This is a genomic window from Streptomyces sp. NPDC058375 (assembly GCF_042723425.1).
Taxonomy (GTDB): Bacteria; Actinomycetota; Actinomycetes; order Streptomycetales; family Streptomycetaceae; genus Streptomyces; species Streptomyces durocortorensis.
Window position 1 is genome coordinate 1 of record NZ_JBHXJG010000049.1, and the last position, 12,748, is coordinate 12,748.

11 protein-coding genes are annotated in these 12,748 nt (G+C 72.5%); 6 read left to right on the forward strand and 5 right to left on the reverse strand.

What is annotated here, in order from left to right; genetic code table 11:
• Positions 1 to 23: 23 nt before the first annotated feature.
• Positions 24 to 1,619 carry an HtaA domain-containing protein gene (locus ACFWM7_RS11220; protein ID WP_383258192.1) on the reverse strand — a complete coding sequence of 532 codons (1,596 nt, stop codon included), beginning with the start codon at positions 1,617 to 1,619 and terminating at the stop codon, positions 24 to 26.
• An 87-nt stretch (positions 1,620 to 1,706) separates the two neighbouring features.
• Complete coding sequence (locus ACFWM7_RS11225) at positions 1,707 to 3,173, reverse strand: HtaA domain-containing protein (RefSeq protein ID WP_383258195.1); 1,467 nt, start codon at positions 3,171 to 3,173, stop codon at positions 1,707 to 1,709.
• Between the two features lie 143 nt (positions 3,174 to 3,316).
• Here ACFWM7_RS11225 and ACFWM7_RS11230 point away from each other — a divergent pair, with 143 nt between their 5' ends.
• The 4 genes from ACFWM7_RS11230 to ACFWM7_RS11245 all read left to right on the forward strand — a co-directional run bounded on the left by ACFWM7_RS11230 (position 3,317) and on the right by ACFWM7_RS11245 (position 7,503).
• Positions 3,317 to 4,399: a hemin ABC transporter substrate-binding protein gene (locus tag ACFWM7_RS11230; RefSeq protein WP_383258200.1), complete on the forward strand. Its 1,083-nt coding sequence runs from the start codon at positions 3,317 to 3,319 to the stop codon at positions 4,397 to 4,399.
• Entirely contained in the window at positions 4,396 to 5,505 is a 1,110-nt protein-coding gene (locus ACFWM7_RS11235; RefSeq protein ID WP_383258203.1) for a FecCD family ABC transporter permease, read from the forward strand. The genes ACFWM7_RS11230 and ACFWM7_RS11235 overlap by 4 nt, the downstream gene beginning before the upstream one ends.
• A complete protein-coding gene (locus ACFWM7_RS11240; protein ID WP_383258205.1) occupies positions 5,502 to 6,341 on the forward strand; it encodes a heme ABC transporter ATP-binding protein in 840 nt (279 codons plus the stop codon). The genes ACFWM7_RS11235 and ACFWM7_RS11240 overlap by 4 nt, the downstream gene beginning before the upstream one ends.
• A gap of 139 nt (positions 6,342 to 6,480) precedes the next feature.
• Entirely contained in the window at positions 6,481 to 7,503 is a 1,023-nt protein-coding gene (locus tag ACFWM7_RS11245) for a hypothetical protein (protein WP_383258208.1), read from the forward strand.
• An 85-nt stretch (positions 7,504 to 7,588) separates the two neighbouring features.
• Here ACFWM7_RS11245 and ACFWM7_RS11250 read toward each other — a convergent pair whose 3' ends face one another.
• Together ACFWM7_RS11250 and ACFWM7_RS11255 are read right to left on the reverse strand one after the other, a co-directional pair.
• The gene (locus ACFWM7_RS11250; RefSeq protein WP_383258212.1) at positions 7,589 to 8,335 is read right to left on the reverse strand and encodes a bifunctional DNA primase/polymerase; all 747 of its coding nucleotides are present in this window, start codon (positions 8,333 to 8,335) and stop codon (positions 7,589 to 7,591) included.
• A gap of 165 nt (positions 8,336 to 8,500) precedes the next feature.
• Positions 8,501 to 9,148 carry a TetR/AcrR family transcriptional regulator gene (locus ACFWM7_RS11255; RefSeq protein WP_383258214.1) on the reverse strand — a complete coding sequence of 216 codons (648 nt, stop codon included), beginning with the start codon at positions 9,146 to 9,148 and terminating at the stop codon, positions 8,501 to 8,503.
• Between the two features lie 90 nt (positions 9,149 to 9,238).
• Here ACFWM7_RS11255 and ddaH point away from each other — a divergent pair, with 90 nt between their 5' ends.
• Entirely contained in the window at positions 9,239 to 10,180 is a 942-nt protein-coding gene (ddaH, locus tag ACFWM7_RS11260; RefSeq protein ID WP_383258265.1) for a dimethylargininase, read from the forward strand.
• Here the strand turns inward: ddaH and ACFWM7_RS11265 are convergent.
• Positions 10,177 to 11,172: a small ribosomal subunit Rsm22 family protein gene (locus tag ACFWM7_RS11265; RefSeq protein WP_383258216.1), complete on the reverse strand. Its 996-nt coding sequence runs from the start codon at positions 11,170 to 11,172 to the stop codon at positions 10,177 to 10,179. The two genes, ddaH and ACFWM7_RS11265, sit on opposite strands and share 4 nt — an antisense overlap.
• A 243-nt stretch (positions 11,173 to 11,415) precedes the next feature.
• Here ACFWM7_RS11265 and ACFWM7_RS11270 point away from each other — a divergent pair, with 243 nt between their 5' ends.
• Positions 11,416 to 12,738 carry a hypothetical protein gene (locus ACFWM7_RS11270; protein ID WP_383258218.1) on the forward strand — a complete coding sequence of 441 codons (1,323 nt, stop codon included), beginning with the start codon at positions 11,416 to 11,418 and terminating at the stop codon, positions 12,736 to 12,738.
• The last annotated feature ends 10 nt before the right edge of the window (positions 12,739 to 12,748 follow it).

Consider the following 12,748-nt stretch of genomic DNA (forward strand, 5'->3'; position numbering starts at 1 on the left):
GGCCCCGGGATGTGTGGGGTGGATCAGGCGGTGGTGTCGCGGCGACGGCGCGCCGCGATCACGACACCGGCGCCGGCCGCCACGACGACGCCGGAGGCGGCGATCAGAGCGCCGGTCGGGACGTCGGAGCCGGTGGCCGCCAGGGAGCCGGAGCCGCCGACCGAACCGCCGGTGGAGCCGCCGCCGACCGTGCCGCCGCCGGTGGTGGAACCGCCGGTGGAGCCCGAACCGCCGGTGGTGGAACCGCCGGTGGAATCGCCCGGGAGCTGGGCGTTCTTGTCGATGGAGACCGCGACGTTCAGCGCGTCGAGCTCCTCGCCCTTCTTGTAGAAGCCGCCGAACGCCTTGGCGCCGTCCGCGGTGAGCGTCGCCGGGATGTTCTTGAGGTTCACGATGCCGCGGTCGGCGGCGAGCGCGCCGGCGGGCACCTTCAGGTCGGCCAGGGACAGGGCGGTGAACTTGCTGACCTTGCCGGTCGTCTGGTTCTTGGAGGAGACGTCGGCGAGGAGCGTGCCGGAGGTGCCCGCGATGTCGACCTTCAGGTTGCTGAGGGACAGGTCGAGGAGGTGCTCGCCCTGGGTCTCGTGGCCGAGGAAGCGCACCTTGCCCTTGAACGCGGCGTCGAGGGTGTTCTTGTCGGCGTCGAGGAGGCCGGTCGCCTTGGTGAAGCGGTAGCCCTCGGCGTTGGCGGACGCACCGCCGCTCGTCTCGATCTTGCCGTGGGCGATGTTGCCGACGACGTACTTGCGGAACGCCTCCCTGACGCCCCAGTCGAGGGTGCCGTCGACGACCGGGCCGCTGACGGGCGCGGCGGTCTCGGAAGCGGTCGGGCTCGGGTCGGCGCTCGGGTCCTTCGACGGGTCCTCGCTCGGGTCCTTCGACGGGTCCTCGCTCGGGTCCTTGGAGGGGTCCTTGCTCGGGTCCTTGGACGGGTCCTTGCTGGGATCGTCCGACGGGTCCGGGCTCGGCGTCGCGGGCTTGACGGACAGCGTCGCCGGGTCGAGCTCCTCGCCCACCTTGTAGAAGCCGGCGAAGGCGTCCGCGCCGTCTGCGGTCAGCTTGGCCGGAATGTCGGAGAAGACCATCGCGCCGCCCGCGCCGCCGCCCCGCTTGGCGGCGGTCATGTCGAGCGCGGCGATGGGGGCGTCGTTCTTGGAGACGACGGTGCCGTCCTGCTTCTTGCTGGTGAAGTCGGCGGTGATGGTGCCGGTCTCGCGGCCGGTGCCGACCTTGATGTCGCTCAGCTTGACGTCGAGCACACCGTGGTGGCCCTCGAAGCGGACGCCACCCTGGAACGCGGTGTGCGAGGCGTGCGTCGCGGTGTCGTACGAGCCCTTGCCGTCGGTGAAGGTGAACACGCCGTTGCCGGCGGCCTGCTGGGCGCCGTCCGAGACGGTGATCTTGCCCTGCGCGATGGGGCTGACGACGTACTTGCGGAAGGACTCCTTGATGCCCCAGTCCAGCTTGCCGTCCACGAGCTCCAGCTTCGGAGCGGCGGTGGGCCCGGCTGCCGGGGATCCGGCGGCGACGGCCGGGAGGGCGAAGGCGGTGGCGCCGAGGGCGGCGGCCGTGGCGACGGCCGCGGCAAGGGCTATGGGGCGGCGCGTGGTTGCTGCCATGTCGGTGTGTCTCCTAGAGGGACAGGGGGCGGAAGAGAAGCGTGGGGGGAGGGGGGTGAGGATCCATAAGGCGTGCATGGGGGGCCGTCAGGAGGTCTGAGGTGCGTCGGAGCCGGTGGTGGCGTCGGAGTCGGGCCCCGGCGCGGCCCCCCGGCGGCGCAGGGCGAAGAACGCCGCTCCGGCCGCGGCGAGCAGCAGCGCACCGCCACCGATGGCCGCCCAGGTCCCGGCGCCCGGGCCGGAGTCGGAGGAGGCGGCCGCCGGTGCGGCGGAGGGCTCCTCGGCGGCCTTCTTCGTGGGTTCGGCGGCCACGGTCGGCTCGCTGCCGAGGTCGGGCAGCGCGGGCAGCTGGGCCTTCTCGTCGACGGCCACGGCGAGCGAGACCGGGTCCATCGCGGTGCCCGCCTTGTACATGGAGCCGAACGCCTTGGAGCCTTCGGCGGTGAGGGTGGCGGGGGCTTCGGTGAGGGCGGCGAGGCCGTCCTTCGGGGCGAAGTCCTCGGCCTCGAAGGTGACGATCGGGACGCCCTTGGTGGTCTTGCCCTCGCTGGTGACGTCGGCGGAGAGGGTGCCTTCGCCGTTGGTGACGGCGACGGTGACGGCGGCGAACTTCAGGTCGAGGTCGTGGGCGCCGGTGAAGCGGATGCTGCCGCTGAACTCCGCGTCCAGCGTCTCCTTCTTCGCGTCGTACGTCCCCCTGCCCTTCGGGAAGCGGAACAGGGCCCCGCCGTCCTGGGCGCCGTCGGCGAGCGTCCACTTGCCCTGGCCGATGGAGCCGGTGACGTACTCGCGGAAGGTGCGGCGCACGCCCCAGTCGACGGCGGCGTCCTCGAAGCGGCCCGCCTTCTCCTTGTCCTTCTTCTTCGCCTCGTCCTTCTTCTCGCCCTCGTCCTTCTTCTCGTCCGGGGTGGAAGGCTTCGGCTCGGCGGCGGCCTTGGTGTCGACGGAGAGGCTGACCGGGTCGAGCGGGGTGCCCTCGGTGTAGTAGCCGGCGAAGGCGGATGCGCCCTGGGCGGTCAGCGTGGTGGGGACGTTGGTGAGGGCGATGGGGGTGGAACCGCCCTTCATGTCGATCCCGCCGAGGCCGAGCGTGGCGAGCGGCACCTGGGAGCCGTTGGAGACCTTGCCGGTCCCCCGCTCCTTGCTGACCATGTCCGCGAAGAGCGTGCCGCTGCCGCCGTTGATCTTGACCGTGGGACGGCTGATCGTGAGGTCCAGCTCGTTGCTGCCGTCGGCCTTCTTGTGGCCGGTGAAATGGACTCCGCCCGAGAAGCCGGAGCTGAACACCCCGGAGTCCGGGTCGTAGGAGCCGGTCGCCGAGTGAAAGCGGAACTGGCTGCCGCCGACCGTGGCCGCGCCGCCGGTCAGGCTCCAGCTGCCGTTGGCGATGGGCCCGGTGACGTAGCTCTGGAAGGACGACTTGATGCCCCAGTCCAGCCGGCCGCCCTGCACCGTGCGGCTTGCCGCTTGCGCGGTGGCGGCGGGGAGCAGGGCTCCCAGCAGCACCGCGAGGAGCGCGACGGCGAGCGCGCGGGTGGATCTGGACGACGGCATGAGAGACCCTCCGAGGACTGGCTAGGCAGGTAAGGCTAACCTAAGGTATTCCCAGCCTGGGCCGGAACCCCTCCGGTACCTCCACCATCTCGACACATCCGAACCACCCGCCGCACGCCGCGGAATGACAGGACGGTGCCCCAGTGCGCATCTCGCAGGACTTCGCCCCGACGGGCCCGGCCGCCGGACGGGCGGTCCCCCGTCGCCCGGTCCGGGGCAGGGCTGCCGCCGCACTCACCGCCGCTGTCGCCTTCACCCTGGTCCTGACCGGCTGCGGCGGCGGGGGCGATTCCGCGCCGAAGTCCGCGGCCGCCAGGAGCTCCCCCGACGCGGACCGGGTCGAGCCGCTGGCGGCCCCGCCCGCACCGGAGTTGCCGGTGACGGTCGACTCGGCGGACGGCACGGAGGTCACGATCGACTCCACCGACCGGATCGTGCCGCTGACCGGGTCGCTGAGCGAGATCGTCTTCACGCTCGGCTTCGGCAAGCAGGTCGTCGCCCGGGACATCACCGCCACCTTCGAACAGGCTACGAGACTTCCGGTGGTGACCCGGGCCCACGACGTCTCGGCGGAGAGCGTGCTCTCCCTGAAGCCGACGATCGTCCTCGCCGACACCAGCACCGGACCGAGCGAGGCCATCGACCAGATCCGCGACGCGGGCATCCCGCTGCTCGTCGTCGAACCCGCCAAGGGGCTCGACGACGTCGGCCGCCGTATAGACACCGTCGCCGAGGCCCTCGGCGTGCCATCGGCCGGCGCCGAGCTGAAGGAGCGGACCGAGGAGCGGATCGCCACCGTCCAGAAGTCCATCCCGGCCCCCGAGGACGGCAAGAAGCCCCGGGTCGCCTTCCTCTATCTGCGCGGTTCGGCCTCCGTCTATCTGCTGGGCGGCGCGGAGTCCGGGGCCAGTTCGCTGCTGGAGGCGGCGGGCGCGGTCGACGCCGGCAAGGAATCCGGGCTGGACAAGGACTTCACCGCCATCACCAGCGAGGCGCTCGCCAAGGCCGCGCCGGACGCGATCCTCCTGATGACCAAGGGGTTCGAGTCGGTCGGCGGCATGGACGGACTGGTGAAGATCCCCGGCATCGCGGAGACCCCGGCCGGGATGGACCGCCGGATCGTCACGGTCGACGACGGGGTGCTGCTGAACTACGGGCCGCGCACCGACCGGGTGCTCACCGAGATCGTCGAGCAGCTGTACGCGAAGGACGGCACGGGCCAGTGACCACCTCGTACGAGGAACGCACCGGGTCCGTGGCGAAGTCCCCGGACGGGCCGGTGGCGGACACCGCCCCCAAGTCCCCCCGCAGCAAGGCGTACCTGCTCACCGCGGTGCTCTCGTTCGCCCTGCTCGCCGGCTGTCTGCTGTCCGCCGCGATCGGCGCGTACAACATTCCGCTCGGCGACGTCCTGTCCTCCGTGCAGCACCGGATCGGGCTCGGCGGCCAGGAGTTGGACCGCGTCGGCGAGAGCGTCCTGTGGAACGTGCGGCTCCCCCGGGTCGCCCTCGCGCTGCTCGTCGGCGCGTCGCTCGGCTGCGCCGGCGCCCTGATGCAGGGCGTGTTCGGCAACCCGCTGGCCGAGCCGGGCGTGATCGGGATCTCGGCGGGCGCGGCCGTGGGCGCGGTCGCCTCGATCGCGCTCGGCCTGACCTTCTTCGGCAACTGGACCATCACCGTCTTCGCGTTCATCGCGGGTCTCATCACGGTGCTGCTCGTCTACACTCTCTCGCGCTCCGGCGGCCGGACCGAGGTGGTGACGCTGATCCTCACCGGTATCGCCGTCAACGCCTTCGCGGGCGCGCTGATCGGCCTGTTCATCTTCTTCGCGGACAACGCGCAGATCACCCAGATCACCTTCTGGCAGCTCGGTTCGCTCTCCCAGGCGACCTGGCCCAAGGTGCTGGCCGTGCTGCCGTGCGCGCTGGCCGGGCTCCTCATCGCCCCCTTCTACGCCCGCAAGCTGGATCTGCTGGCCCTCGGCGAGCGACCCGCCCGGCACCTGGGCGTGGACGTGGAGCGGCTGCGGATCGTGCTGGTGCTGGTGGTGGCGCTGCTGACGGCCGCCGCGGTCGCCGTCGCCGGGATCATCTCGTTCGTCGGGCTGCTCGTCCCGCATCTGCTGCGGATGGCGAACGGCCCCGGTCACCGTTTCCTCGTCCCGGGCAGCGCGCTCGGCGGCGCCCTGGTCCTGGTGGCGGGCGACCTCGCGGCCCGGACCGTGGCGGCCCCGGCCGAACTGCCGCTCGGGGTGCTGACCGCGCTCTTCGGCAGCCCGTTCTTCTTCTGGCTGCTGCGCAGGACCCGTCGTAAGCAAGGTGGTTGGGCATGAGGACGCTGAAAGATCTGTTCGCGGTACGCACCCGGGAGCTGCCCTCGCCCGTCGCGCCCGGCTCCCCCGCCGTCGAGGCCGCCGGGCTCTCGGTCCGCCTCGGGCAGCGGCAGGTGCTGGACTCCGTCTGCCTGACCGCGCACGCGGGCGAGGTGGTCGCCCTGGTCGGACCGAACGGGGCCGGCAAGTCGACGCTGCTGGCCGCGCTCGCCGCCGATCTGGCCCCCGAGAGCGGTGAGGTGCGGATCGACGGCCGCCCGGCCACCGCGTGGTCCGCGCCCGAACTGGCGCTGCGCCGCTCGGTGCTGCCGCAGGCGGCCGTGCTGTCCTTCCCGTTCCCGGTGGAGGACGTCGTACGGATGGGGCGCGCGCCCTGGGCCGGTACGGAGCGGGAGGACGAGGACGACGCGGCGGTGGCCGCGGCGATGGCGGCCACCGAGGTGACCCGGTTCGCCGCCAGGCCGTTCTCCGCATTGTCCGGCGGTGAGCGGGCCCGGGTGGCGCTGGCCCGGGTGCTGGCGCAGCGCGCCCCGCTGATGCTGCTCGACGAGCCGACGGCCGCGCTGGACCTGCGTCACCAGGAGCTGGTGCTGCGGATCTGCCGGGAGCGGGCCGCCGCCGGTGACGCGGTGGTGGTCGTGCTGCACGATCTGGGTCTCGCCGCGGCGTACGCGGACCGGGCCGCCGTCCTGCACGAGGGGCGGATCGCGGAACTGGGCCCGCCCGAGGAGGTGTTCAGCGGCGAGCTGCTCGGCGAGGTCTACCGGCAGCCGGTGGAGGTCTTCCCCCACCCCCGTACGGGCACACCGCTGATCGTGCCGGTACGTCGGAACTGAGGCGGGCCCGGGGCGGGATCCGGCCGGCAGGTCACGGTGTGGACGCTGTATCCGGTCCCCGCCCGCACGCCCATCGCCGCCCCGGTAGGGTTTCGACGGTCAGTGCGGGCGACGGATGCAGAAGGCGCAGAAGCAACGGATGACGAGACACCCTGGGCTGGGCCGGCTGACGGCGGGGCTCGCGACGGCGACGGTGCTGTGCGTGACGGCGAGCGGCTGCGTGACGGTGCACGGGGAGCTGGAAGTGCTGCCCGGGGCGAAGAAGTCCGAGGCCGCCCAGGCGCTCGAGGACTTCACCGACGCCTACAACGCGGCGGACAAGGCATTCGATCCGGCGCTGGACGCGGACCGGGTGACGGGTTCGCTCGGCGCGATCAACCAGGCCGGGCTGAAGGCGCGGCAGACGTACAACCCCGACGGCAACAAGGCCCACAGGCCGCTGGTGCTGGACGACGCCACCTACGTCATCCCCAAGAAGGCGGGCTGGCCGCGCTGGTTCGTCGCGGACACCGACTCCAACCGGGACCAGGACGGCGGGAAGCTGGACACCCGCTGGCTGGTGGTGTTCGTCCGCACGGGCCCCGACGCGCTGTGGAAGGCGGCCTATCTCGGGGTCGTCCCGGCGTCCCAGGTACCTGAGTTCACCCTGGACGGGGACGGGCTCGCCTCCCCGGTGGAGCCTTCGGGCGACGAGCTGGCCGTGGCGCCCGCGGACCTGAGCTCCTCGTACGCCGGCTATCTGCAGAACGGCTCCCCGGACGTGTTCACGCCCTCCACCGCGACCTCGGGCTGGCGCGAGACGCGCCGCACCACACGGCGGGCGGGGTTCTCGTACCAGTACGTCGACCAGCCGCTGACGGGCGGCACGTTCGCACCGCTGGGGCTGCGCACCGAGGACGGCGGGGCGCTGGTCTTCTTCAACAGCAAGCACTTCGAGCGGCAGACCGCGGCGAAGGGGCTGCGGCCCGAGGTCACCGCGGACGTGAAGGCGCTGCTCACCGGCGAGGTGAACAGCAGCCTGACCAAGGAGCGGGTCTCCAGCCAGCTGGTGCACGTGCCGCCGCGCGCCGGGGCCGCCGGCTCCGGTGCGGAGACGGGCTCCGGCGGCAAGGTGCGGATGCTGAACCGGCTGCCGGGCCTGATCGCGGCGAAGGGCGAATAGCGCCTCCGCGACTCCGCACGGCAAGGCTCGGTGCCTCGCCCCAGCGGCTCCGCGCCTCGGCTCAGCGGCTCAGCGGCTCAGCGGCTCAGCGGCTCAGCGGCCAGGCGATCGCGTCGTGGTCCAGCTCGCTCTGCTCGGCGCTGCCCGCGTACCGCGCGCAGGCGTCGGTGAGCGTCTCCAGCAGGGTCAGCGGGTCGGGCAGCTCGTGCTCGGGGCCGCGCACCCAGCGGACGTCCAGCTCACCGGGGAGCCGGGCGGGCGGCAGCAGGACGTAGCTGCCCCGGCAGTGCCAGCGCAGGCCCGGATGGGCGTCCATGGTCTCGGGGTGGCAGTCCAGCTCGCAGGGCCACCACTCGTCCTCGTCCTCGGGGGTGCCGCGGGTGGCGGTGAAGAAGAGCATCCGGTCCTCGCCGGACTGGGCGACCGGGCCGACGTCGATACCCGCGTCGAGAAGCCGCTCCAGGGCGCTGCGGCCGGCGGTGAGCGGGACGTCCAGCACGTCGTGGATCATGCCGGTCGCGGTGATGAAGTTGGCCTGCGGCTGGCCGGCGGCCCAGCGCTCGATCTGGGCGCGGTCGGTGGTCGACTGCGTCTGCCAGGCGAAGGAGACGGGATGCCGGGCGGGGGTGGGACAGCCGATGCGTTCGCACGAACATCGGTATCCGAGGGGGTGGGCGGCGGGGGCGATCGGCATGCCCGCGTCGGCGACCGCCAGGAGCAGCGCGACTCTGGCCGGCTCCTCGCTCTCGGCCCCCGGTGATTTGGGACGTCGCCGCAGCCACTGGGAGATCCTGCTCTCTGTGCCGCGGAAACGGCCGGAATCGGCGCCCATCTATCCCCTCACCTCAGCAGTTCACCTCAGCGTTGCCTGTCCATGGTCGCACCATCCTGCGGTTCGGGTGGCCAGAGTTCACCAGCGGGGCCGTGTACCACTGCACCGAGTGAGCACCATCACGCCCGATGTCGCCACATATCGGATACGACGGCGGGTCCGGCGTCACGTTCGCGGGGCGAGCCCGCCGACCGCGTAGTCGACGATCTCGTCGGCGTACGCGTGGGTGAGCGGCAGGGTCCGGAGCAGCCAGCGGTGCATCAGCGGGCCGATGAGCAGCTCCAGGGCGATGCGGGGATCGACGTCGGCGCGTACGTGCCCGGCCTCCTGGGCGGCCCGCAGCCGTGTGACGTACAACGCGAGCTGCGGGTCGAGCAGCTTGTGGACGAATTCGGCGCCCAGCTTCGCGTCCACGATGCCTTCGGCGGTCAGCGCGCGGGTCGGGGCCTCCAGCGCCGGGTCGTTCAGCTCGTCGACGGTGGCCCGCAGCACCAGCTTGAGGTCGGCGACCAGGTCACCGGTGTCGGGGATGCCCTGGGCCGCCTCGCCGGACTGCGCTTGCCCACCGGACTCGGCCCCGGGCTCCTCGACGGTCCGCCCCGCCAGGTCCAGGAAGGCGTCCATCAGCACGGCGGCCTTCGAGGGCCACCAGCGGTAGATGGTCTGCTTGCCGACCCCGGCGCGGGCGGCGATACCCTCGATCGTCGTACGCCGGTATCCCACCTCCGTGACGAGGGCGAGGGCGGCATCGTGGATGGCGCGGCGGGAGCGGTCGCTGCGGCGGCTGGAGTCGGGAGCCTTGGTGGGTGCCATGCGGCCAATCTACCCCCGGCCGAGCCGATACGTTTCGTCTTGCGATGTTCCTGGTGATGTCCATCGTGGTGTCTGGTGATGTCCTTCGCGGTGTTCGGTAAACCACCCCATCGGTTCACTGCGGATCCGGCGCGCACGGCGCACCATGGGCTCACGCACAGACCGTGCGCATCCCACCGTTCCGCGGCCCCGGCCGCCGATCGCGAGGAGCCCGAGTTGAACCGTGACGCCACCCCTCGTCGCTACCTGATGTGCGCCCCGGCGCACTTCCGGGTCACCTACTCCATCAACCCGTGGATGGACCCGTCGAAACCCGTCGACCTGCCGCTGGCCCAGACCCAGTGGGAGGACCTGCGCGACCGCTACCGCTCCCTCGGCCACACCGTCGAGCTGCTCACCCCCCGTCCCGACCTGCCGGACATGGTCTTCGCCGCCAACGGTGCCACGGTGATCGGCGGCCGGGTGCTCGGCGCGCTGTTCGCGTACCGGGAGCGGTTCGAGGAGGCCGCGGCCCACCGGGACTGGTTCCTGGAGAACGGCTTCACCGACGTCCTGGAGCCGGAGCACGTCAACGAGGGCGAGGGGGACTTCGCCGTCACCGCCTCGTACCTCCTGGCCGGGCGCGGCTTCCGCTCCAGCCCGCTGTCCCACGCCGAGGCCCAGGAGTTCTTCGGGGAGCCGGTCATCGGGCTCGATCTGGTGGATCCGCGCTACTACCACCTGGACACCGCGCTGTGCGTCCTGGACGCGTCGGCAGACGAGATCATGTACTACCCGGACGCCTTCTCCCCCGGCAGCCGGGCGGTGCTGCGCCGGCTGTTCCCGGACGCGCTGCTGGCCGGTGAGGCGGACGCGGCGGCGTTCGGGCTCAACTCGGTGAGCGACGGGCGGCACGTGCTGCTGCCGCAGGGGGCGACGGGGCTGCTCGACCCGCTGCGGGACCGGGGCTTCGAGCCGATCCCGATGGACCTGGGCGAGCTGCTCAAGGGCGGCGGCAGCGTGAAGTGCTGTACGCAGGAGCTGCGGGCCTAGGCGGGGTCCTCCGGCGGCCAGGGTTCGCCCCAGGCGACGTCCCTGGCCGCCCGGTACAGCTCGCCGTGGCGCTTGCTCACCGTGGCGCGGGCCAGGCCCTCGTCCCGGGTGCACAGCTCCAGCTGGACCAGGCCCTTGCGGATCTGCGGCCTGCGGGTGATCCGGGCGGGCGCGGGGGCGGCGGGGAAGCGGGTGGCGACGACGTAACTGAACTTCTCGTCCTCGTGGCTCAGCGAGCCGCCCTTGACCTGCCGGTGCAGCGAGGAGCGGCTGACCCGGGCCGAGAAGTGGCACCAGTCGGCCCCGGTCTCGATGGGGCAGGCGGCGCTGTGCGGGCAGGGGGCCGCGATCCGCAGTCCGGCGGCGATCAGCCGGTCGCGGGCCTCGATGATCCGGGCGTAGCCGTCGGGGGTGCCGGGCTCCACGATCACCACGGCCTGCCCGGCCCCGGCGGCCGCGTCGACCAGTTCGGTCCTGGCGTCGGCGGTCAGCTCCTTGAGGACGTAGCTGACGGTGATCAGGTCGGCGGGGGCCAACTCCAGTGCCGCACCGATCCGGGCCTGCTCCCAGCGCGCGTCGCGGAGGGCCGGCACACCGGACGCCCCGGCCAGTTCGCGGCCGAGCGCGAGGGCCGGTTCGGCCCAGTCCAGGACGGTGGTGGCCGCCCCCTCCCAGGCCCCGGCCACCGCCCAGCTCGCCGCGCCCGTGCCGCCGCCGACGTCGGTGTGGGTGGCGGGCCTCCAGCCGGGCGCGGCCTCGACGAGGGCGTCGAGGGCGGAGCGTACGGCTTCGAAGGTGGCGGGCATCCGGTACGCGGCGTACGCGACGACGTCGGAGCGGTCCCGCAGGATCGGGGCGTTCGTCGGGGTCTCCCCGCGGTAGCTGGCGATCAGCCGGTCGACGGCCTGCTGGGCCTGCCTGGGCGGCAGTCCGTCGAGCAGGCCGGCCAGCGCCGCGCGCAGGGACTGTGCGGTGGGGAGGGTGACGTTCACCGCCGAATTGTAGGCGGAGGCGCCCCGTCGGCCGCATTCCGCTTCCGCCCGGGCCGGAAGGGGTACGCAGGCACGTGCGCGGGCGGCACGGGGGCCGGGACGGGCCCGCACCAAGGATCGCATCGAGGGTCCACGTAACCGGTACGGAACAGGAATCCGGCGAACTCCACTCCTCCGGAAGCCTGTTGCTACGCTGACCCGCGCGTGCACGGCACCAGATCAAGATGGTCCAGCGGGGGAGCCATGAGGCAGAAGATCGTGCGGCTGACGCTGGTCGGCGGGGTGGTCTTTCTCGCCCTGCTCCTCCTGCTGGCCACCTGCGGCGGCGACCCCGAGGACGACGCGAAGCAGGACGGCGCGGCCCCCGCCACGGCGAAGCCGGTGCGGCCGGGCGCGGGCCCGGTGACCCGGCTGACCGTGCCCCCGGAGTACGCGACGGACCGGGGCTGGGAGATCATCGGCTCCTCCCCCGATGTGGCCGTCTCCCATGCGACGGGCCTGCTGGCCTATCTGGAGCGGTCCGAGGAGAACCGCTACCGGCTGCGCACGGTCGACACGGCCACCGGGGAGCTGGGCTGGCGGGGCCAGGCCTGGACGCCACCGGACCCGCCGCACTACCCGAAGCTCGCCACGGTGGCCAAGGGCGACCGGCAGTTCTTCGTGACGTGGTCCTACGGGAAGGCCGGCGACGGGCTGTCACCGTCGAGCACCTTCCTCGCCCTCGATCTGTACGACGTGACGAACGGGAACCGGCAGCGCGTCGAGGTGCCGTGGTCCGGGGCCCCGCACGTGAGCACGACCGGACCGGACATCGTGATCAGCGACGCGAAGGCGAACAGCACCCTGGTCGACCCGGTCACCGGCGAGGTCTCCGAGCTGGGCGCGGACGAGCTGAAGTACCCCAGGGGCTGCCCGGCCTGCAAGCAGCTCACCGAGGTGCACGGTCAGACGGCAAAGGGTCTGCTCCTGGGCGGGGCCCGCGAGTTCTGGGTGCGCGGCGGCTGGTTCAGCCGGAATGTGGCGCCCAAGGGCACCGAACGGGACAGCGGTGCGGTGACGTCGGTGACCCCGGACCAGGTGCTGGCGAAATGGGCGCCGGCGAAGAAGAGCGAGCGGGCGGCGACCCACGAGCTGTGGGCGGTGCACGACGCGGCGACCGGGAAGGTGCTCGCCTCGGTGGAGTGCCACAGGCCCGCCATAAAGCCGGGCCGCTATCCGCAGGCGGTCCTCTCCCCCTCGGGCGACTACCTGATCGCCGGGAACCTGGCCTTCGACCTGGAGGCGAAGCGGGGCCACTGCTTCGAGGACGAGGGCGGCACCGCGCATCTGACGCTGGCCACGGTGACGGACGACGGCATCGCGTACGGGGCGGAGAACGCGCGCGACGCCTCGGAGGCGCTGGCCGGCGGCGGGCTGCCCGTCGCGATGGACTTCGCGACCTGGAGCACCGAGCGGCTGCCGCGCAACGCCCGGCTGCCGGGGACGGAGACGACGGGGGTCGGGGTGTTCCGCTGGACCGACCGGCAGGACCGTACGCATCTGATCGGGTACCCGCGCACGGGCTGAGCCCTCCTAA

Bases quoted from the DNA above. Each gene is read 5' to 3' on its own strand.
- ACFWM7_RS11250 (WP_383258212.1), bottom strand. From the start codon at position 8,335: ATGGGCGCCGATTCCGGCCGTTTCCGCGGCACAGAGAGCAGGATCTCC.
- ACFWM7_RS11225 (WP_383258195.1), bottom strand. From the start codon at position 3,173: ATGCCGTCGTCCAGATCCACCCGCGCGCTCGCCGTCGCGCTCCTCGCG.
- ACFWM7_RS11220 (WP_383258192.1), bottom strand. From the start codon at position 1,619: ATGGCAGCAACCACGCGCCGCCCCATAGCCCTTGCCGCGGCCGTCGCC.
- ACFWM7_RS11240 (WP_383258205.1), top strand. From the start codon at position 5,502: ATGAGGACGCTGAAAGATCTGTTCGCGGTACGCACCCGGGAGCTGCCC.
- ACFWM7_RS11245 (WP_383258208.1), top strand. From the start codon at position 6,481: ATGACGAGACACCCTGGGCTGGGCCGGCTGACGGCGGGGCTCGCGACG.
- ACFWM7_RS11255 (WP_383258214.1), bottom strand. From the start codon at position 9,148: ATGGCACCCACCAAGGCTCCCGACTCCAGCCGCCGCAGCGACCGCTCC.
- ACFWM7_RS11270 (WP_383258218.1), top strand. From the start codon at position 11,416: ATGAGGCAGAAGATCGTGCGGCTGACGCTGGTCGGCGGGGTGGTCTTT.